Source organism: Promicromonospora sp. Marseille-Q5078 (assembly GCF_050315395.1).
Lineage (GTDB): Bacteria > Actinomycetota > Actinomycetes > Actinomycetales > Cellulomonadaceae > Isoptericola.
In genome coordinates, this window is sequence record NZ_JBNPQG010000001.1 from 3,637,951 (window position 1) to 3,658,591 (window position 20,641).

Consider the following 20,641-nt stretch of genomic DNA (forward strand, 5'->3'; position numbering starts at 1 on the left):
GAAGTGGAGGGCGCCCTGGCGCCCGTGAACGCTGCCGTGCGCACGACTCCCGGGCCCGGCGGCCACCGTGAGCGGGTTTCGACAGGCTCAACCAGCGAGCGCGGGTTCCGACAGGCTCAACCAGCGAGCGCGGGTTTCGACAGGCTCAACCAGCGAGAGCAGGTTTCGACAGGCTCAACCAGCGAGCGGGTACAGGCTCAACCAACGACGCGGTCCAACGCGTCGACAGCAGCGTCGAGCACGGACTCGTCGACGGTCAGCGCGGGCCGGAACCGGACGGACCGCTCCCCGCACCCGAGGATCAGGTACCCCTGGTCGTGCAGGCCGGCGAGGACGGCGTCGCGCGCGGCGCGCGACGGGAGCGACACGGCGCACATGAGCCCGCGCCCACGAGGGTCGGTGACGACGCCGGGGTGCGCGGCGGCCAGCGACTCGAGCCGGGCGAGGAGCCCCGCGCCGACGCGCGCGGCGCGATCGATCAGCCCCTCGGCCTCGATCACCTCGAGGATGCGGCGAGAGCGCACCATGTCGGCGAGGTTGCCGCCCCAGGTGGAGTTGATGCGCGACGAGACGCGGAAGACGTTGTCGTCGATCTCGTCGACGCGCCCGCCGGCCATGACGCCGCACACCTGGGCCTTCTTGCCGAACGCGACGACGTCGGGCTGCACGCCGAGCTGCTGGTAGGCCCAGGCGGTGCCGGTCATGCCGACGCCGGTCTGCACCTCGTCGAGCACGAACAGCGCGTCGCGGGAGTGGCACAGCGCCTGCATCGCCTGGAGGAACTCGGCGCGCAGGTGGTGGTCGCCGCCCTCCCCCTGGATCGGTTCCGCGACGAAGCACGCGATGTCGTGCGGGTGCGCCTCGAACGCGGCGCGCGCCTCGGCGAGGGCCCGGGCCTCCAGCGCCTCGACGTCGCGCGCGGCGCCGTCCGCGTCGTGCCCGGGGTAGGGCGAGCTGATGCGCGGCCAGTCGAACTTGGGGAACCGGGCGACCTTGCCGGGCTCGGTGTTGGTGAGCGACATGGTGTAGCCGGAGCGGCCGTGGAACGCGTGCTGCAGGTGCAGCACCTTCGTGCCGAGATCGGGCGAGTGGCCGTGCGCCTCGTTGTGCCGGGACTTCCAGTCGAACGCGACCTTGAGCGCGTTCTCGACGGCGAGCGCGCCGCCGTCGACGAAGAAGAGGTGCGGCAGGGCGGGGTCGCCGAGCACGCGCGCGAAGGTGCTCACGAAGCGCGCCAGCTCGACGGTGTAGACGTCCGAGTTGGAGGGCTTGTTGAGCGCGGCGCGGGTGAGCTCCTCACGGAACACCGGGTCGCGGAACAGGGCGGGGTGGTTCATGCCCAGGGGGTTGGAGGCGAAGAACGTGAACAGGTCGGTCCACTCGCGGCCGTCGCGGGCGTCGACGAGGGTCGAGCCGTGCGAGCGCTCGAGGTCGAGCACGAGGTCGAAGCCGTCGACGAGCAGGTGCTCGCGCAGCGACTCGAGGACGGCGGTGGCCTCGATCGAGCCACCGACGCTGGGGGCCGTGCGCTGAGAGATTGTCTCGGTCATACCCCGAAGGTAGGGGAGAACTTCCGGCGAAACCAGAGATCCGCCGGAAGAAGATCGTCAGCGGGCGAGAGGGCGTCCCTCGAAGTACGTCCGCAGCACGATCGTCGACCGGGTGGACACGCCCGCCTCGCGGCGGATCACCCCGAGCAGGTCCTCCAGCGCGCTCGGCGACGCGACGCGCACCAGCAGCATGTAGTTCGCGTTGCCGGCCACCGACCAGCACGACTCGATGCCGGGCACGTCGCGCAGTCGCTCGGGGGCGTCGTCGGCCTGCGACTGGTCCAGCGGCGTGATCTCGACGTACGCCGCGATCGGCAGCCCCACGGCCTCGGGGTCGACGACGGCGCGGTACCCGGTGATCACCTGCCGCGCCTCGAGCTTGCGCACCCGCGCCTGCACGGCGGACTGCGACAGCCCGGTCACCCCGGCGAGCGCCGCCAGCGTGGCACGCCCGTCCTCCCGCAGGGCCCGCACGAGCGCCCGGTCGACGTCGTCCAGGGTCCCGTCGCTCATCCCGCCACCTCCGCGGACTCCAGCCAGGCCATCTCGAGCTCCTCCTTCTCGGCGCCGAGCTCCCGGAGTCGCTCGTCGAGGGCGGCCACCGCGGTGTAGTCGGTCGGATCGGCGGTGATCTGGTCGTGCAGAGTCTTCTCCTCGTCCGCGATACGGGCGAGCCGGCGCTCGATCCGCGAGATCTCCTTCTTCGCGGCCCGCACCTCCGAGGCCGACGCCGCGGGCGCCGCCGCGGCCGTCCCGCCGGCGGGCTCGGAGGGCGCCGTTTCGGGGCGCGCGGCGCCGGACTGGACCCGCGACGCGCCGCCGTCCGACGCCCGCGCGGACCGGCGCAGGGCGAGGTACTGCTCCACCCCGCCCGGCAGGTCCCGCAGCGCGCCGTCGCCGAGCAGCGCCCACTGCCGGTCGCACACCCGCTCCAGCAGGTACCGGTCGTGCGAGACGACGATCAGCGTGCCGGGCCAGCCGTCGAGCAGGTCCTCGACCGCGGCCAGCGTGTCGGTGTCGAGGTCGTTCGTGGGCTCGTCGAGCAGCAGCACGTTGGGCTCGGAGACGAGCAGGCGCAGCAGCTGGAGCCGGCGCCGCTCGCCGCCGGAGAGGTCGCGCACGATCGTGTGGGCGCGCTCGCGCGTGAAGCCGAGGCGCTCGGTGAGCTGGCCCGCCGTGAGCTCCTTGCCGTCGACGACGACGGTGCGCTTCTCCTGGTCGACCACCTGGACGGCGGTGAGGTGCGCGACGTCGTCCAGCTCGCCGACGTCCTGGCTCAGCTCGGCGACGTGCACGGTCTTGCCGCGCCGCACGCGGCCGGAGTCGGGCACGCGGCGGCCGGCGAGCAGGGACAGCAGGGTGGTCTTGCCGGAGCCGTTGACGCCGACGACGCCGTACCGGTCGCCGGGGCCGAGGCGCCAGGTGACGTCGTCGAGCAGCACGCGGCGCCCGCCTCCGCCGGTCGAGCCTGTCGAGACCTGGGTGGTCTCGACAGGCTCGACCAGCGGGGCGGGCACGGTGACGGTGACGTCCTCGAGGTCGAGCACGTCCTTGCCGAGGCGGCGGGTGGCCATCTGCGTGAGCTCGAGGCTGTCGCGCGGCGGCGGCTCGTCGTCGATGAGCGCGGCCGCGGCGTCGAGCCGGAACTTGGGCTTCGAGGTGCGCGCGGGGGCGCCGCGCTTGAGCCACGCGAGCTCCTTGCGCAGCAGGTTGTTGCGCTTCTCCGCGGCGGTCGCGGCCTGCCGGGCGCGCTCCGCGCGCGCCAGGATGTAGGCGGCGTACCCGCCGTCGTACCCGTCGACGGCGCCGGTGCCGTCGCCCCGCACCTCCCAGGTGCGCGAGCAGACGGCGTCGAGGAACCAGCGGTCGTGCGTCACGACGACGAGCGCGCCGGTGGCGCCCGGCCGCCCGTAGCGGGCCGCGAGGTGCTCGGCCAGCCAGGCGACGCCCTCGACGTCGAGGTGGTTGGTGGGCTCGTCGAGCAGCAGGACGTCGGGGTCCTCGACGAGCAGCGCCGCGAGCGCGACGCGGCGGCGCTGCCCGCCGGAGAGCGTGGACGCCGGCTGGTCGAGGTCGAGGTCGGCCAGCAGGCCGGCGTGCACGGAGCGGATGCGCGCGTCCGACGCCCACGTGTGGGTGGCGTCGTCCCCGTGCACGAGGTCGCGGATCGTCGCGGCGTCGTCGTCCACGTCGCGCTGCACGAGCATCCCGAGCCGGGAGCCGCCCACGCGGGTCACGCGGCCCGCGTCGGGCGGCTGGGTGCCGGCGAGCAGCCGCAGCAGGGTGGACTTGCCCGCCCCGTTCGGGCCGACGACGCCGACGCGGTCGCCGTCGTCGAGCCCGAGCGAGACGTCGTGCAGGAGGGTGCGGGTGCCGATGGTCAGCGCGATGCCGTCCGCCCCGAGAAGGTGTGCCACCCCCCGAGCGTAGTCAGTACAGGATCGACGCCTTGCCGCGCGGCCACGCGAGGGTGGCGTAGATCTGCACCATGGCCGCCTGCTCGAGCAGCTCGGTGTGCTCGTCGCCCGCGTTGAACAGCCCGGTCCCGACGTCCCGCGCTTCGCGCCACTGCGTGTCCGCGTAGTCCGCCATCGCGTCACGGTAGGTGTGCCCGCCCGTCACCGACTCCAGGAGCAGGAGGTTCTTGAACCAGATGGAGTTGAAGAACATCGGCTGCCCGGCGAGCCGGCCCTCGGTGACGTAGAAGCGGTACGAGGCCGCCGCGATCGCCTCGGCCTTCTCCAGGTACCGCTCCTGGCCCGTCGCCTCGTACAGCAGCGTGTACGTGCCCAGCGGGACGCCCTGGTTGTACGACCACTGCGTCCGGTCGATCGAGCCGTCGAGCTTGACGTTGTCCCAGTACAGGCCGTTCGGCGCGAGCAGGTGCTCGTCCGTCCAGGAGACCATCCGCTCGGCCCAGTCGAGGTAGCGGTCCTCGCCGGTGATCATGTACAGCCGCGTGGCGAGCTGCGCACCGGGCATGGTGGAGACGGTGTTGCGGTCGGTGCTCCAGGGCGCCTGCGTCCAGAAGACGCCGCCCGGCGCGGGGTGCGTCGTGTCGGTGTCCCAGCCCGAGACGACGAGCTCGAAGATCTCCTCGGCCCGTTCGAGCGCCGCCTGGTCGCCCGTGGCGAGGTGCTGCTGCACCTTGGCCAGCGCGACCCACTCGTTGTCGTCGTAGAAGATGTCGCCGCCGTCGCCGTACGGGGCGCGCGCGTAGGAGTCGTACGCCGGCAGCCCGGTGGTGCCCCCGTCCGCGTTCCAGAACCGCTCCTGCCCCGCCGCCCGGTCCGCGAGGTCGTCGGTGAACGACCGGCCCGCGCGTCCGGGCATCCCCGTGAGGTCGAGCGTCGCGACGTGCGCCTGGGAGAACGGCCACTCGTAGGAGTACGGCCGGTCCTCGGCGCCGGACGGGTAGCGCTCGCGGTAGAGCCCCGACCCGTCGCCGGCGTACAGGTGCTCCTGCATCGCCTCGTAGCTGGCCACGGCTCGCGCCTGCTGCGTGCGCGGCGACGCGCCGTGGTCCCCGCCGTGCCCGCCCTCGGACGCGGACGCCGTGCCCGCCGCCCCCAGCACGCACGCCAGCGCGGCGACCGTACCGACTGCTCTGGTGAACCTCATCGTTCTCTCCTTCGCTCGGTGGTGGAACGCCGGTCGAGCCTGTCGAGACCCGGTCTCGACAGGCTCGACCGGCGGGGGTCGTCAGCGGCGCACGCGCAGCGTGACGACCTGGAACGGCGACAGCTCGAGGAGCACGTCGCCGCCGTCGGCCTCGGGCCTGCCGAGCGGGCGCTCCAGCAGGTCCGTGACCTCGACGTCGCCGTGCTCGAAGCCCAGCGACACCCGGGCGCGGGCCCGCCCCCCGCGGCTCTCGTAGAGCCGCACGACGACGTCGCCGCTGCCGGACCCCCCTGAGCCTGTCGAAGGGTCCTCCGCGAGCTTCACGGCCTCCACGACGACCGCGTCGTTGTCGACCACCACCAGCGGGTCCACCCCGTGGTCGCCGGTCACGACACGCTCGGGCAGGTTGAGCGCGTAGCCCGCGCGGATGGCGTCGTCGATGCCGGCCCCGACGACCAGCTCGCAGGTCAGCTCGTGCTCGCCCTGGTCCGCGTCGGGGTCGGGGAACTTCGGCGCGCGCAGCAGCGACAGGCGCACGGTGGTGCCCCGGGCGCCCTGCGCGTCCGTCGCGTCGTCGGTCCGCGTGCGGGTGATGTCGTGCCCATAGGTGGAGTCGTTGGCGACGGCCACGCCGAAGCCCGGCTCGCCCACGTGCACCCACCGGTGCGCGACGGTCTCGAACCGCGCGTGGTCCCACGAGGTGTTGACCTGCGTGGGCCGGTGCACGTGCCCGAACTGGATCTCGGACGTCGCGCGCTCGGCGCGCACGTCGAGCGGGAACGCGAGCTTGAGGAGCTTCTGCCGCTCGTGCCAGTCGACGCGCGTCGTGATGCGCAGCCCGCGCCCGTCGGCGGCGAGCGCGAGGTCCTGCTCGACGCGGGACGACCCGACCTCGCGCAGCACCCGCAGCGCGGGGCCGGCGTCGGTCGTGACGACCTCGATCTTCGCGACGTCCAGGAGGTCGGTCGTGCTGCGGCGGTAGTGCTCGTCGATGTCCCACGCCTCCCACTCGTTGGGGACGTCGCGGTGCAGCTGGAGCAGGTTGGCGCGCGCGCCGGGCAGGATCGCCTCGCGCCCGCTCGCCCGGTCGACGGCGGAGACGACGTGGCCGTTCGCGTCGACGACGACGCGCACCAGGTCGTTCTCCAGCACCCAGCCGCCGGCGTCGGTCGCGACGCCGGGCACCGGGGTGACCGTGGCCGCGCCCCGCGGCGCGTCGAGGGCCGCGGCCCCGAGCCCCGCGACGCCGGTGCGCGCGAACGGACCGGCGTTGACGGCGACGGGCGTGGAGCCCTCCCCGACGAGCGCGCGCAGCGACGCGTCGACGATCTCCTCCAGCTCGCGCGCGACCTCCGCGTAGTTCCGCTCCGCCTCGCGGTGCACCCAGGCGATGGACGACCCCGGCAGGATGTCGTGGAACTGCTGCAGCAGCACGGTGCGCCACAGGCGCTGGAGCCGCTCGGCCGGGTACTGGGCCCCGGTCCGCACGGCCGCCGTCGAGGCCCACAGCTCGGCCTCGCGCAGCAGGTGCTCGCTGCGGCGGTTGCCCTGCTTGGTCCGCGCCTGCGAGGTGTAGGTGCCGCGGTGGTACTCGAGGTACATCTCCCCCGTCCACGTGGCCGGGGCGGCGTACTCGGCGCGCGCGGCGTCGAAGAAGGACTGGGAGTCGGACAGCTCCACGCGCGGCGAGCCCTCGAGGTCGTGGGTGCGGCGGGCCGCGGCCACCATCTCGCGGGTGGGGCCGCCGCCGCCGTCGCCGTAGCCGAAGGGCACGAGCGACGTGTTGGCGCGGCCCTTCTCGGCGTACTGCCGCTCGGCACGGTCGAGCTCCTCCGCGGACAGGTCGGAGTTGTACGTGTCCACCGGCGGGAAGTGCGTGAAGACGCGGCTGCCGTCGATGCCCTCCCACCAGAACGTGTGGTGCGGCATCCGGTTGGTGTCGTTCCACGAGATCTTCTGCGTGAGGAAGTTGTCGCTCCCGGCGAGCCGGGCCAGCTGCGGCAGCGCCGCCGAGTACCCGAAGGAGTCCGGCAGCCACACCTCCTTGGGCTCCACGCCCAGCTCCTCGATGAAGTACCGCTTGCCGGCCACGAGCTGGCGGGCCAGCGCCTCGCCGCCCGGCATGTTCGTGTCCGACTCGACCCACATGCCGCCCACGGGCACGAACCGGCCCTCGCGCACGCGCTCGCGGATCCGCTCGAACAGCTCCGGGTAGTACTCCTGCACCCAGGAGTACTGCTGCGCCGAGGAGCAGGCGAACGTCACGTCCGGGTCCTCGTCCATGAGGGAGAGCACGTTGGAGAACGTGCGGGCGCACTTGCGCACGGTCTCGCGCGTCGGCCACAGCCACGCGGAGTCGATGTGCGCGTGCCCGACGGCGTGGATGCGGTGCGCCGACGCGGCGGCCGGGCTGGCCAGCGCGCCGACGAGGGCCGCGCGCCCCGCGGCGGCGGTGCCGGCCACGTCGTCCGGGTCGACGGCGTCGAGCATGTCCTCCAGGGCGCGCAGCACCTCCGCCGCCCTCGGGCTCGTGGCGGGCAGCACCCGCACCAGGCCGGCGAGGGCGCGCACGTCCTGCAGCAGCTCCCAGGCGGTCTGGTCGACGAGGGCCACGTGCATGGTCCGCAGCGCGTAGATCGGGTCGGGCCCGGAGGTGTCCCAGGCGCCCATGCGCGTCGGGCGCGTCCACGCGCCGCCCGGCACGTCGGGGTTGGCGGCGGCCTCGACGTAGAGGTCGACCCGCCCGTCGCCGTCCAGCGCGTGCCCGGGCGCCAGGGGCACGTGCTGGTTGCGGGGCTCGACGGCCTTGATGATGCGGCCGTCGGGCGTCCACGCGGTGCCCTCGGCCTGGAAGCCCGGCCCGGCGCCGGTGAAGCCGAGGTCCACGACGAGCTCGGCGCGCGTCCCGGCGAGGGCGGCGTCGCCGGCCCACTCCGCGGGGACGGCGCCGGTCACGTGGAACCAGGTCGTGTCCCACGGGCGGCCCCACGGGGCGCCGATCGCGAACGGCGCGTACGTCGCCGCGACCGCCTCGGCGAAGGGCACCGGCTCCCCGCCGACGGTCCACGCCTCGACGTCGAGCGGCCGGGTCTCGCGGAGCACCGCGGGCTCCAGCCAGTCGCGGGTGAACCGCTGCAGGCGCGCGGTGGTGCGGGCGGTGGTGTCGTGCATGGATCAGGCTCCTGGTGACGGGGACATGGTCGGACTCTGGTGGGACAGGTTCAAGCGGGACAGGTGCGGGGGCTGGTCAGCCCTTGACGGCGCCGGCGAGCGCGAACGACCCGCCGGAGAGCCGGGAGACGAGCACGTACAGGGCGACGGCGGGGATGGAGTAGAGCATCGAGTAGGCCGCGAGCTGGCCGTAGGCGACCGACCCGTACTGGCCGAAGAACGCGAAGATGCTCACGGCCGCCGGCTGCTTCTCGGGGGTGAGCAGCAGCACGAAGGGGACGAAGAAGTTCCCCCAGGCCTGGATGAACACGAAGATGAACACGACGGCGATGCCGGGCCGCATGAGCGGCAGCACGATGGTGCGCAGGGTCGTCATGGCCGACGCCCCGTCGGTCCACGCCGCCTCCTCGAGGGAGATCGGCACGGAGTCCATGAAGTTCTTGGTCATCCAGATCGCCATGGGCAGCGAGGTCGCGGCCATGAAGAACGTGGTGCCCGGCAGCGAGTCGAGCAGGTTGAGCCGCACGAACAGCGAGTAGACCGGCACCATCATGGCCGTGATCGGCAGGCAGGTGCCGAACAGCACGGCGTACATGAACGGCTTGTTGAACCGCATCCGGTAGCGCGACAGCGGGTAGGCCGCGAGCACCGACGCGACGACGGTGATCACGCCCGTGCCGGCGGACAGCAGGAACGAGTTCGCCAGCGGCACCCACGTCTGCTCGGGCGTCATGACGGCCGTGTAGTTCGCGAGGGTGAACTCCTCCGGGAGGCGGACGGCGAGGGTGGCGCTCGCGTCGAGGGACGCGAGCACGATCCAGCCGAGCGGCAGCAGGAAGCACACGCCGACGACGACGAGCACGACGTTCGACAGCACGCGGGCGTACCGCGGGCCCGGGGCGGAGACGGACGGCGCCCCGCGACGGTTCCGCCGGGGCGCGGCGGGGACGGCGGGCACGCCGGCCGGGGAAGGCACGGAGGCGGGCACGGTCGTGGCCATCAGTCCACCTCCGGCTTCAGGCTGCGGATGTACACGACGGAGAAGACGGCGCCGATGACGAGCATCACGGTGGCGATCGCGGTGCCGTAGCCGACCTGGGCGAACTTGAACGCCTCCTGGTAGGCGAGGATCGGCAGCGTCGAGCTGTCGGTCCCCGGGCCGCCGCCGGTCATCACGTAGATGAGCGTGAACACGGAGAGCGTCTGGAGCGTCGTGAGCATGAGGTTGGTCGAGATGCTGCGGCGGATGGTCGGCAGCGTGACCCACACGAGGCGCTGCCACCCGTTGGCTCCGTCGACCGTCGCGGCCTCCGTGATCTCCGGCGGCACCTCCGAGATCGCGGCCGAGTAGACCATCATCGAGAACGCCGTGCCCCGCCAGATGTTCGCGAGGATGACGGCGAGCATCGGGTAGTCGAAGAGCCAGTCGGCCCCGGTGATCCCCACGCCGGCCAGCAGCGAGTTGAGCGTGCCGTCGGCGTGGAAGAAGGCGTAGGCCGCGAAGGCGGCGACGATCTCGGGCAGCACCCACGCCGTCACGACCAGCGTCGAGACGACGGCCCGCACGGGCTTCAGCGCGGAGCGCATGAGCATCGCCAGGCCGAGGCCGGCCACGTTCTGGCCGATCACGGCGGACGCGATCACGAACAGCACCGTCAGCCACAGGGCCTTGGGGAAGTCGGGGTCGCTGAGCAGCGCGACGTAGTTGTCCAGCCCCACCCACTCGGGAGCGAGGGCGTTCGGCCCGGTCAGCGCGGCGTTGGTGAACGACCCGTAGAACGACCAGACGACGGGCCCGAGCATGAACAGCGCGAGCAGGACGACGGCGGGCAGCAGCGGGACGAGGCGGCCGGCGGTGCGGCGCACGTGCGTGCGCCGCACCGGCGACGGCCCCGCTCCCGGCGCCGCGGGGGGCGCGGGGGCGAGGGCGGTCACGTCGTCAGCCGTTCGTCGTGTTCTCTTCGCCGACCTGGGCGACCACGGCCTTGTCGTAGACCGCGGCCGCCTCCTCGGGCGTCTGCTGGCCGGTCATCACCGACTCCATCGCCACCTGGATGGCGTTGGAGATCTGCGCGTAGTCGGACGTGGCGGGGCGGAAGTTCGTCACCTCGACGAGGTCGGAGAAGAACGGCACGGTCGGGTTCGCCTCCGAGTACGAGGGCTCCTCCGCGACGTCGGTGCGCACCGCGATCTGGCTGTTGTCGATCGCGAAGCGCAGCGAGTTCTCCTTGTCGAGGGCGTGGGTCAGGACGTCGAACGCCACGTCGGGGTTCTTCGACCCGGCGCCGATCGCCATCGTCCAGCCGCCCGACATGCTCACCGCGCCGGGGGCCTGGCCCTCCTGCGTCGGCATGGGGGCCGTGCCCATGACGTCGGTCCACTCGGGCCAGGGGGCCGTGCCCTCCTCGAGCCAGGTGCCCGGCATCCAGGACCCGTCGAGGGAGATGCCCAGCTTGCCCTTCGGCAGCCACTCGGCCGAGACCGTGTTGCCGACGTTCGGGTCGAGGGCCTGCTGCGGCGTCGGGGCGAGGCCCTCGGTGTAGATCGTCCTGATGAAGTCGAGCGAGTCGACGAACTCCTGCGACCCGACCACCCACGTCGAGGCGTCGGTGTCGTAGAGCGTGCCGCCCGTGCCGTACAGCAGCATCTCGAAGCCCTGCATCGTGGAGCCCTCGCCCATCGGCTTGCCCGAGTAGACGTTGAGCGGGATGACGTCCGGGTCGGACTTCTTGATCGCCCGGGCTGCCTCGAGCAGCTCGTCCCAGTTCTTGGGCGCCCAGTCGGCCGGCAGCCCGGCCTTGTCGAGCACGTCCTTGTTGAACCACAGGCCGCGGGTGTCGGTGCCCATCGGCACGCCGTAGGTCTTGCCGTCGTCGCCCAGGCCCGCCTGCTTGGCCTGGTCCACGAACTGGCCCCAGTCCTCCCAGTCCGCGAGGTAGTCGTCCATCGGCAGCAGGTACCCCGCCTCGACGTCGGACTTGATCATGAACGTGTCCTCGTACATGAGGTCCGGGGCGGTGCCCGGCGCGCGGTTCATCAGCGCGAGCTTGGTGAAGTAGTCGTTCTGGCTCGCCTCGATCGGCACGAGCTCGATGGTGACGTCGGGGTTCTCCTTCTCGTAGTCGGCCTTGACGTCCTTGAACAGCTCGTCGGCCTGCGTGAAGTTCCCGAACTTCTGGTACGCGATCTTGATCGTCGCGGCGCCGTCGCCGCCCTCGTCGCCCCCGGAACCGCAGGCACCGAGGGCGAGGACGAGCGCAGTGACCGCGGTCCCCGCGGAGAGGGTTCGTGCCAGTCGCATGGTGCTCCTTTGCCACATGAGTGGCCCGACGGCGTCGGGCCGGCTGACGGAATTACTCAACCGAATTGAGTTATTCCTGTCAAGGGCATCCGCGCCATGTCTCTCCGTCGCCCCTCCGTCGGCTCTCCGTCGGCTCTCCGTCGGCCCCTCCGTCGGCCTACTTGCGGACGACCGCGCCCACGGACGTCCCGCCGACGAGGTCCGACGGCCGCGGGGTGAAGAGGCCGTCCAGCACCAGGCTGGCCGCGCCCACCGCCCCGACGTGGTCGCCCACGGCGGAGCCCAGCACCTCGACGGCGTGCACCTCGCGCAGCGTCGCCTCCAGGGTCAGCTCGCGCCGCACCACGGGCAGGTAGTGCGGCGCCAGCCGCGCCCACGCCGGCCCGCCGAACACCACGACCCCCGCGTCCACGAGGTCGGCCACCACCGTGATCCCCCGGGCCACCCGGCGCGCCGACACCTCGAGGATCCCCGTCGCGACGTCGTCGCCGTCCGCGGCGAGCCGGCACAGCGTCGTGAGCGCCGCGTCGAGCTCGCTGGGCGACGACGCCGGCGTGCCCGGCGGCAGCACCCCGGCACCGACGGCCTGCGCGACCAGCGTGGCGGGCGCCGCGGAGATCCCGATGCACCCGCGCTTGCCGCAGTCGCACAGCGGGCCGTCGTCGTCGACCATGAGGTGCCCCACCTCGCCGGCGTTGCGCGACGACCCCGCGAGCAGCTCGCCGTCGTGCGCCAGGGCCACCGCGACGCCGAAGCCCGTGTAGAAGAACAGCGACGTGCCGCGCAGCATGCGGTTGCCGCGCCACAGCTCGGCCACCATCGCCGCCGACACGTCCTTGTCGAGCACGACGTCGAATCCGGTCGCCGCCGCCAGCAGGTCGCGCACGGGCACCTCGCCCCAGCCGGCCAGGAGGGGCGGCCGGATCACCGTGCCGGCCCGCAGGTCCACCGGGCCGGGAGCGGCGACGCCGAGGCCGAGGACGGCGGCACGCTCGACGCCGGCCGCCTCGAGCATCGCCGCGCACGCGGCCGCGACGGCGTCCGCCACGGCCTGCGGGCCGGCCGGCGTCGGCTCGACGACCTTCTCCACGGTGCGCCCGTCGAGGTCGACCAGCACCGACGTCACGACCACCGGGTCGATGTGCACGCCGAGCGCGTACGCGCCCTGGGGGTCCAGGTACAGCATGGTGCGGGGCTTGCCGCGGCCCTCCGCGCGCCGCTCCCCCTCGACGACGTACCCGTGCGCGATCAGCCGCGCCACGATGTTCGACACCGCCTGCAGCGACAGCCCCGTGCTCGCCGCGAGCTCGCTGCGGCTGGAGCCGTCCGGCGACCGTCGCACCTGGTCGAGCACGACCATCTGGTTGAAGTCGCCCACCCGCGGCAGATTGGTCCCGCGTCGCACCGTCACGTCCTCACCTCACCCGTCCGGCCGGGCGGCCGCCGCACCGCGGTCGTCGCGCCCGGAGGTGGTTGCACTGTAGACGTCCGGCGCGGGAAGCGTTCTCCCCGGCCACGGCGGCGCCCCGCTACAGTGCAGCCCGACACCGCAGAGCCGCAGGAAGTCCCGGAGGAACCGATGGCCCAGTTCGACCTGCCCGTGCCCGAGCTCGAGGCGTACGCGCCGGAGGTCGACGAGCCCGCCGACTTCGACGGGTTCTGGTCGCAGACCCTCGTCGAGAGCCGCGCGCACGACGGTGCCCCGGAGCTCGCCCGGGTCGACACCGGGCTCACGGAGCTCGTGGTGGACGACGTCACCTTCCCCGGGTTCGACGGGCAGCCGGTCAAGGCGTGGCTGACCCGGCCCGCGCGCGCGGACGGCCCGCTGCCGGCCGTCGTCGAGTTCGTCGGGTACGGCGGCGGCCGCGGCCTGGCGCACGACCACCTGGGCCTCGCCGCCGCGGGGTACGCGCACCTCGTCATGGACACGCGCGGGCAGGGGTCGGGCTGGGGGCACGGCGGGGACACCCCCGACCCGGTGGGCAGCGGCCCCGCCTCCCCCGGCTTCATGACCCGCGGCGTGCTCGACCCGCACGACCACTACTACCGCCGCGTCTTCACCGACGGCGTGCGGGCGGTGGACGCGGTGCGGCAGGTCGACGGCGTCGACCCCGCCCGCGTCGCGGTCGCGGGCACGAGCCAGGGCGGCGGCATCGCGGTCGCCGTGGCGGGCCTGGTGCCGGACCTCTCCGCCGCCGTCCCGAACGTGCCCTTCCTGTGCCACTACCGGCGTGCCGTGCAGATCTCCGACGCCATGCCGTACGGCGAGATCACCCGCTACCTGTCGGTGCACCGCGAGCACGAGGACGCCGTCTGGCGCACGTTCTCCTACCTGGACGGCGTCTCGTTCGCCCGCCGCGCCCGCGCCGCCGGCCTGTTCTCCACCGCCCTCATGGACGCGGTGTGCCCGCCGTCCACGGTGTACGCCGCCTACAACCAGTGGGGCGCGCTCGGCGAGACGGCCCCGGACAAGGCGATCGACGTCTACCCGTACAACGGGCACGAGGGCGGGCAGGGCTACCGCTTCGCCCCGACCCTCTCCTGGCTGGCCAAGCACCTCTGACCAGCGCCGGCCGGAGCAGGCAGACCGCGAGATAGAGAGGGACTCCGCCGAGATAGAGAGGGGGCGGCCCGCAGCCGGCTGCGGGCCGTCCCCTCTCTATCTCGGCGGAGTCCCTCTCTATCTCGCGGCACGGTTCGCACTACCTCGGCGTCAGGGGAGCAGGCGGGCTCCCTGCGCGGGGCCGGAGGTGCACCACACGGAGTCGGCGGCGCCCTCGGCGGTCCAGGACGCGGCGACCGCCAGCGCGTGCTGCCGCGACCGGGCGAGCGCCGCCACCGTCGGGCCGGAGCCGGACACGAGCGTGCCGAGCGCGCCCGCGTCGCGGGCGACCGCGAGCGTGCGCTCCAGCTCGGGACGCAGCGACAGCGCGGCGGGCTCCAGGTCGTTGTGCAGGGCGCGCCCGAGCGCGTGCGCGTCGCCCGCGCGCAGCGCCTGCATGAGCCCGTTGTCCTCGGCCAGCCCCGGGTCGTCGGGCGCGTCGCCCGCGTCGGCCGTCAGCTCGTCGAAGCGGCCGTAGACGGCGGGGGTCGACAGCCCCTCCTCCTGCGTGGCGAACACCCAGTGGAACTCGCCGCGCGCCATGGCGGGCGTCAGCAGGTGACCGCGGCCCGTGCCGACGGCGGTGTGCCCCAGCAGGGCGAACGGCACGTCGGAGCCGAGCCCGGCGGCGAGCGTCGCCAGGTCGTCGCGGCTGAGGCCCGTCTGCCACAGGGCGTCGCAGGCGACGAGCGTCGCCGCCGCGTCGGCCGACCCGCCCGCCATGCCGCCGGCCACGGGCACACCCTTGGCGAGGTGCAGCGCGACGTCCGGTGCGACGCCGACCCGCCGGGCCACGGCCTCCGCCGCCCGCCAGGCGAGGTTCGAGGAGTCCACCGGCACGTGGTCGGCCTGGGGGCCGTCCACGGTGATCGTGATGCCGGCGCCCTCGGGCACCTGCGTGGCGGTGACCTCCTCGTAGAGGGCCACCGCCTGGAAGATCGTCGCCAGCGGGTGGTACCCGTCGTCCTGGACCGCGCCGACGCGCAGCGACAGGTTGACCTTGCCCGGCGCGCGGACGCGCACGGACGGCGACGGGGCGGCGGCGAGGTGCGTCACGCGTCCACCGTGCCAGCAGCGACCGGAAGCTGCTCGGCGATCCGCGCGAAGTCGGCGACCTCGAGCCGCTCGCCCCGCAGGCTCGGGTCCACGCCCGCGGCCCGCAGCGCCACCTCGGCGGCGGCGCCGGAGCCGAAGGTGGTCGCCAGGGCGGCCCGGAGCGTCTTGCGGCGCTGGGCGAACGCAGCGTCGACGACGGCGAACACCTGCTCGCGCGTCGCCGTCGTGACCGGCGGGTCGTGCTTCTCCAGCGCGACGAGCGCGGAGTCCACGTTGGGCTCCGGCCAGAACACGTGCCGGCTCACGTTGAGCGACCGCCGCGCGCTCGCGTACCAGGCGGCCTTCACCGACGGCACGCCGTAGGTGCGCGACCCCGGGCCGGCGGCCAGCCGGTCGGCCACCTCGGCCTGGACCATGACGAGCACGCGCTCCAGCGAGGGGAAGCGCTGGAGGAAGGTCAGCAGCACGGGCACGGCGACGTTGTACGGCAGGTTCGCGACGAGCGCCGTGGGCGGCTCGCCCGGCAGCTCGGTGACCTCCAGCGCGTCGGCGTGCACCACCTCGAAGTCCGCCTCGGGCGCGTGGGCGCGGACGGTCTCGGCGATCTGCCCCGCCAGCACCCGGTCGATCTCGACCGCGACGACGGACGCCCCTGCCTCGAGCAGCCCCAGGGTCAGCGACCCCAGGCCCGGGCCGATCTCGACGACGCGCTCCCCCGGCCGCAGCCCGGCGGCGCGGACGATCTTGCGTACCGTGCCGCCGTCGTGCACGAAGTTCTGCCCGAGCGTCTTGGTGGGGCGGACGCCGAGGCGCCCTGCCAGCTCGCGGATCTCCGCAGGGCCGAGCAGGGCGCCAGGGGTGTGGGTCATGAGGGCGAGTCTATTCGGCGACCCGCTCCGTGCCGGTCGGCGCGACCGGCGTCTCAGTACCAGCCGACGGACTGCGAGTGGCCCCACGCGCCGCACGGGGTGCCGTACACGTCGGCGATGTAGCCGAGGCCCCACTCGATCTGCGTGGCGGGGTTCGACTGCCAGTCGGAGCCGGCGGACGCCATCTTCGAGCCGGGCAGCGCCTGCGGGATGCCGTACGCGCCCGACGACGGGTTGGCCGCGGAGGCGCTCCAGCCGGACTCCTTGGTCCACAGGGACTCGAGGCAGGTCCACTCGGAGCCGCTCCAGCCGCGGGCGGCGGCCATCTGCTGGCCGATCGACCGGGTGGAACCCGAGAAGGTCGTGGTCGTGCTCTCCTCGGGCTCGGGCTCGGGGCGCTCCTTGGTGCCCTTCACGAGCACGCGGGTCACGGGCTTCGTGGTGACCTTGTCCGAGACCTCGGACCGCTTCACGACCTTGCCGTCGATCGTCGTGACCTGCTGGACGATGGTGCGCTCGCCGTCCTTGCCCTTCGTCGCGACCTTCGCGTCGAGGTCCGAGTACCGGCCGGACGACTTCTTGGTGGTCGTGTCGTGCGCGATCGCCTTCGTGGTCGTGACCTTCTTGGTCTCGACGCGCTGGACGACGACGGCGACCTGCGGCGTGGCGGTCTCGGTCGCGGCGACCTCCTCGGTCTGCGCCGCGGTCGTCCCCGCCTGCTTCCCGTCCTTTGCCGCGCCCTGCTTCTTCTCGGCCGCGACGGCCTCGGTCACGTCCTTCTTCACCTCGGCGTTGGCGGAGTCGGTGACGTGCACGCGGTCCTTCGTGCCGAGCTTCACGTCCGCCTCGGCCAGCACGGCCTCGACGTCGTCGGCGCTGTCCACGACGTCGGTCGTGCCGTCGTGCACCACGGCCACGGGGCCGTCGGTGTCGACGTCCACGGGCAGCGAGGCCCGGTCGCCGGAGCGGGACGCGACGATGCGCACGTCGCCGCCGCGGGCGGTCAGGGTGTCGAGCGCCTCGCTGGCGTCGAGGGCGGTGACCCAGGCGTCGGTCTTCTTGCCGTCCACCTGGAGGTTGAGCTCCTTGCCGGAGCGGACGACGACGTCGGCGCCGTCCTCGAGGTCGGCACCGGCCGACGGGGTCACGACGTCGCGGTCGCCCACGACGACGCCCTGCGAGGTGAGGAGGTCGTCGACGGAGCCGGAGTACGAGGTGACGGTGCGCACGGCGCCGTCGACGTCGAGCGTCACGGTCTTGCGCGCGTCGGCGTAGGCGACCGCGCCGCCGGCGACGGCGACCGCGGCAGCGGTCGCGGCGGCCAGGAGGGGCCAGCGGCGCCGGGAGCGGGTCGCCGCGGGGGTGGGGGTGTCAGCGCCGGCGTCCGGCACGGCAGGCACAGGGGAGGTCTGGGGGGTGCGGGTCACGAGAGTCCAGTCGTCGTGCTGTCCGGGCACGGTCGTCGGCGGCGGGCCTCGACGACCCGTCACGCACCGGGGCGGCGCGATCGCGCTTCGCTCCCGGCCTCTACGCCCTGGGGGCGCCGAGTTCCGACCCACCGATCCGGCGGTTTCGGTCCGCGTCGCGTACACCTGGAAGGCACGTCTCGCACGCGGGACTCACGACCGTAACCGATTCGTTATCGGGAACCTAATCCGTGGGCCCGGTCGTGACGAGGCCCACGTTCGCGCCAGGGCCCCGGACGCACGACCGCCCGGGCCGGCATTGCCGGTCCGGGCGGTCGTGTCGCTCGTGGGCGACCGGTCAGAGCAGGCCGAGCTTGGCCGCGCACCCGGGCCACTGGCCCCAGCCCGACTGCGCCTGCAGCTTCTGGGCGATGCGGGTCTGCTCGGCGGCCGAGTTCTCCGACGGGAGGCCGCTGCCGCCCATCGCCTGCCAGGTCTGCGCCGAGAACTGGTACAGGCCGTAGTAGCCGTTACCGGTGTTCGTGGCGGGGTCGCCGCCCGACTCGCACTGGGCCAGGTCCGCCCACACGCCCGCGGGCGCGGAGCCGGTGGCGGCCGACGAGCCGCTCGACGACGACGAGGACGAGGACGAGGACGAGGACGAGCTGTCGGAGGACGAGCTGTCGGACGACGAGTCGTCAGCGGGCTCCGGCTCGGGCTCGGGCTCGGGGCGCTCCTTGGTGCCCTCGACGACGACCTCCGTGACCGGCTTGGTCGTCACCTTGTCCGAGAGCTTCTTCTTGGCGACGACGTCGCCGTCGACGGTGGTCACGCGGTACGTGAGCGTGCGCTCGCCGTCCTTGCCCTCCTGGGCCACCGTGCTGCCCAGGTCGGAGTAGCGGTCGGCGTCCTGCTCGGTGCGGGACTTGTGGTCCACCTCCACCTTCTTGGTGACCTTGGAGGTCTTCACGCGCTCGATGACGATGCGCACCTGCGGGTCGTCCTCGGCCTTCGCGGCCTGGCGCTCGACGAAGACGTGGTCGTCCTTGTCGACGGTCAGGCCGAGGCCCTGGAGGATCGCCTCGAGGCCGACGGACCCGTCGTCGACGACGCTCGTCGTGCCGTCCGCGACCACGGCGACCGGCTGGTCGGCGTCGAGCTGGAGCGGCAGCGACGCGCGGTCGCCGGAGCGGGACGCGACGAGGGAGACGTCGGAGCCGCGCGCGTCGAGGCCGCGGAGCGCCTCCTCGGCGTCGAGCGCGGTGACCCACACGTCGTCCTGCTCGCCGTCGACGTCCACGGTGAGCTCGCGCCCGTAGCGGACCACGACCTGGGAGCCGTCGCGCAGGGCGGCATCCGTGCCGGGAGTGACGGTGTCGCGGTCGCCGACGCGGACGCCCTGGGCGTCCAGCAGGCCGGCGACGGAACCGGAGAAGGTGTCGACGGTCCGGGTCTGGCCGTCGATGTCGAGGGTCACGTTCTTGCGGGCCGACTCGTAGGCCGTGGCCGCGCCGCCCGCGAGGACGAGCGCACCGGCCGCGAGGCCGGCGATGAGCGGTAGCCGACGGCGGCGCGTGGCGGTGGTGGTGCCGGCGCCGGACGCCGCGGGCGTCGACTCGGCCGAGGGGTCGGGAGACTCGTTCGAGGAGTTCACACAGGTCCAGTCGTCGTGAGTTCCGGCCACGACGGCGGGCGCCCGACTGGCGGTCGGGTCCGAGGTCGATCCGGTGGCTCCGAAGACCGTAACCGGATCGTGATCATCGGCCAAGCCCGGTCATGGTACGGATGCCCGCGTCTGTCCGGGGGTGCCCGAAAAGTCGGGACGATCCGCGTGGGCGGTCTCACACCGGCGTCACGCCGCCGTCACACCCTCGCCGGGTGCCGGGGATCAGTACCAGCCCACCGACATGGAGTGGCTCCACGCCCCGCACGGGGTGCCGTACCGGCCCGAGATGTAGCCCAGCCCCCACTCGATCTGGGTCGACGGGTTGGTGCGCCAGTCCGAGCCGGCCGACGCCATCTTCGTGCCGGGCAGGGCCTGCGGGATGCCGTACGCCCCGCTGGACGGGTTCTCGGCGTTCCAGCGCCAGCCGGACTCCTTGTCCCAGAGCTTCTCGAGGCAGGCGTACTGGTCGCCGCCCCAGCCGCGCTCGGCGGCCATCGCCTTGCCGATCGCCTTCGCCGAGCCCGGGTCGGGGGTCGCGGTCGAGACGTCGAGCGTGCCGACCAGGACGACCTCGTCGACGGGCTCGCGCGTCACCTCGCGGTCGAGCACGGTGCGCTCCACCTCCGCGCCGTCCAGGGTGCGCACCTCGTAGGTGGTGACGCGCTCCCCCGGCACGCCGGTCGTCTGCACGACCTCGTAGCCCTTCGGCAGCTCGTCGGACTCGACGCGCTCGGTCTCGAACGGGATGACCTCGGTCTTCCGGTCGGCGTCCGTGTCGCCGCGGCTGACCATGACGACCATCCCGTCGACGGCGGCCGCGCCGAGCGGCACCGACGTGCGGTCGTGCTTCCCCAGCGTGATGCCGGCGGTGCCCAGCACGTCGCGCACCGTGGACTGCGACGTGCGGATCGGCAGGACGAGGCCGTCGACCGCCACCTGCACCGTCTTCGTGGTCGAGACCCGCACCGGCGCGCGGTCCAGCGGCGCGGTGCGCGACGCCGAGGTGACGGCGTCCGCGCCACGGGGCCCGAGCGCGGCCAGCAGCTCGCCCACCGTGTGCGCCGTGGTCGGGAACGTCGACACCTCGCCGTCGATCTCGACCGTGACGTCGCGGCTCGACCGCACGACGACCTCGCCGCCGTCCATGGCCGCCGACGACGCGGCCGGCTGCACCAGGTCGTCCGGGCCGGTCGCGATGTGGTGGTAGCGCAGCACGTCCGCCACGGACGCGCCGTACGCGTCGACCGTCGCGACGCGGCCGTCGTAGTCGATCGTCATCGTCTTGTGCACCTGCGCGACGGCGGCGGTGCCGCCCACCAGGGCGAGCACGACGGCGCCGTGGACGGCGTGCCGGGCGGCGCCGGCGAGGGGGGCGCGACGAGGCACGGTCGACCCGCCC

The 20,641-nt window shown here is 73.5% G+C and carries 15 protein-coding genes; 1 reads left to right on the top strand and 14 read right to left on the bottom strand.

Annotated features, from left to right (window positions below):
• Positions 1–197: 197 nt before the first annotated feature.
• From lat to ACQFYA_RS16805, 9 genes are all read right to left on the bottom strand, one after another.
• Positions 198–1,550, bottom strand: a complete 1,353-nt coding sequence (gene lat / locus ACQFYA_RS16765) for an L-lysine 6-transaminase (RefSeq protein ID WP_499126037.1) — start codon at positions 1,548–1,550, stop codon at positions 198–200.
• A gap of 57 nt (positions 1,551–1,607) precedes the next feature.
• The gene (locus tag ACQFYA_RS16770) at positions 1,608–2,063 is read right to left on the bottom strand and encodes an Lrp/AsnC family transcriptional regulator (RefSeq protein ID WP_499126038.1); all 456 of its coding nucleotides are present in this window, start codon (positions 2,061–2,063) and stop codon (positions 1,608–1,610) included.
• The gene (locus tag ACQFYA_RS16775) at positions 2,060–3,967 is read right to left on the bottom strand and encodes an ABC-F family ATP-binding cassette domain-containing protein (protein WP_499126040.1); all 1,908 of its coding nucleotides are present in this window, start codon (positions 3,965–3,967) and stop codon (positions 2,060–2,062) included. Before ACQFYA_RS16775 ends, ACQFYA_RS16770 begins: the two co-directional genes overlap by 4 nt.
• Positions 3,968–3,980: 13 nt before the next feature.
• Positions 3,981–5,171 carry a glycoside hydrolase family 76 protein gene (locus ACQFYA_RS16780; protein WP_499126043.1) on the bottom strand — a complete coding sequence of 397 codons (1,191 nt, stop codon included), beginning with the start codon at positions 5,169–5,171 and terminating at the stop codon, positions 3,981–3,983.
• Positions 5,172–5,252: 81 nt separating this feature from the next.
• Positions 5,253–8,342, bottom strand: coding sequence for an alpha-mannosidase (locus ACQFYA_RS16785; protein WP_499126045.1), 3,090 nt, complete (start codon positions 8,340–8,342; stop codon positions 5,253–5,255).
• Between the two features lie 76 nt (positions 8,343–8,418).
• Positions 8,419–9,342 carry a carbohydrate ABC transporter permease gene (locus tag ACQFYA_RS16790; RefSeq protein ID WP_499126048.1) on the bottom strand — a complete coding sequence of 308 codons (924 nt, stop codon included), beginning with the start codon at positions 9,340–9,342 and terminating at the stop codon, positions 8,419–8,421.
• Positions 9,342–10,277, bottom strand: coding sequence for a carbohydrate ABC transporter permease (locus ACQFYA_RS16795; protein WP_499126051.1), 936 nt, complete (start codon positions 10,275–10,277; stop codon positions 9,342–9,344). The genes ACQFYA_RS16790 and ACQFYA_RS16795 overlap by 1 nt, the downstream gene beginning before the upstream one ends.
• Positions 10,278–10,281: 4 nt before the next feature.
• Complete coding sequence (locus tag ACQFYA_RS16800; RefSeq protein ID WP_499126053.1) at positions 10,282–11,643, bottom strand: ABC transporter substrate-binding protein; 1,362 nt, start codon at positions 11,641–11,643, stop codon at positions 10,282–10,284.
• A 157-nt stretch (positions 11,644–11,800) separates the two neighbouring features.
• Positions 11,801–13,054 carry an ROK family transcriptional regulator gene (locus ACQFYA_RS16805; protein ID WP_499126054.1) on the bottom strand — a complete coding sequence of 418 codons (1,254 nt, stop codon included), beginning with the start codon at positions 13,052–13,054 and terminating at the stop codon, positions 11,801–11,803.
• 168 nt (positions 13,055–13,222) lie between these two features.
• On the opposite strand from ACQFYA_RS16805, the gene ACQFYA_RS16810 reads away from it, so the two are divergent.
• The gene (locus ACQFYA_RS16810) at positions 13,223–14,206 is read left to right on the top strand and encodes an acetylxylan esterase (RefSeq protein WP_499126057.1); all 984 of its coding nucleotides are present in this window, start codon (positions 13,223–13,225) and stop codon (positions 14,204–14,206) included.
• Positions 14,207–14,356: 150 nt separating this feature from the next.
• On the opposite strand, the gene ACQFYA_RS16815 is transcribed toward ACQFYA_RS16810, so the two are convergent.
• The 5 genes from ACQFYA_RS16815 to ACQFYA_RS16835 form a co-directional block, all read right to left on the bottom strand.
• Positions 14,357–15,301: a 4-(cytidine 5'-diphospho)-2-C-methyl-D-erythritol kinase gene (locus ACQFYA_RS16815; protein ID WP_499126058.1), complete on the bottom strand. Its 945-nt coding sequence runs from the start codon at positions 15,299–15,301 to the stop codon at positions 14,357–14,359.
• Entirely contained in the window at positions 15,298–16,170 is an 873-nt protein-coding gene (gene rsmA / locus ACQFYA_RS16820; protein ID WP_499126060.1) for a 16S rRNA (adenine(1518)-N(6)/adenine(1519)-N(6))-dimethyltransferase RsmA, read from the bottom strand. Before rsmA ends, ACQFYA_RS16815 begins: the two co-directional genes overlap by 4 nt.
• A gap of 53 nt (positions 16,171–16,223) precedes the next feature.
• Positions 16,224–17,570 carry an aggregation-promoting factor C-terminal-like domain-containing protein gene (locus ACQFYA_RS16825; protein WP_499126062.1) on the bottom strand — a complete coding sequence of 449 codons (1,347 nt, stop codon included), beginning with the start codon at positions 17,568–17,570 and terminating at the stop codon, positions 16,224–16,226.
• A gap of 364 nt (positions 17,571–17,934) precedes the next feature.
• The gene (locus ACQFYA_RS16830; protein ID WP_499126063.1) at positions 17,935–19,230 is read right to left on the bottom strand and encodes a resuscitation-promoting factor; all 1,296 of its coding nucleotides are present in this window, start codon (positions 19,228–19,230) and stop codon (positions 17,935–17,937) included.
• 234 nt (positions 19,231–19,464) lie between these two features.
• Positions 19,465–20,628 (bottom strand): resuscitation-promoting factor, encoded by a 1,164-nt coding sequence (locus ACQFYA_RS16835; RefSeq protein WP_499126065.1) that lies wholly within the window; start codon positions 20,626–20,628, stop codon positions 19,465–19,467.
• Positions 20,629–20,641 lie beyond the last annotated feature (13 nt).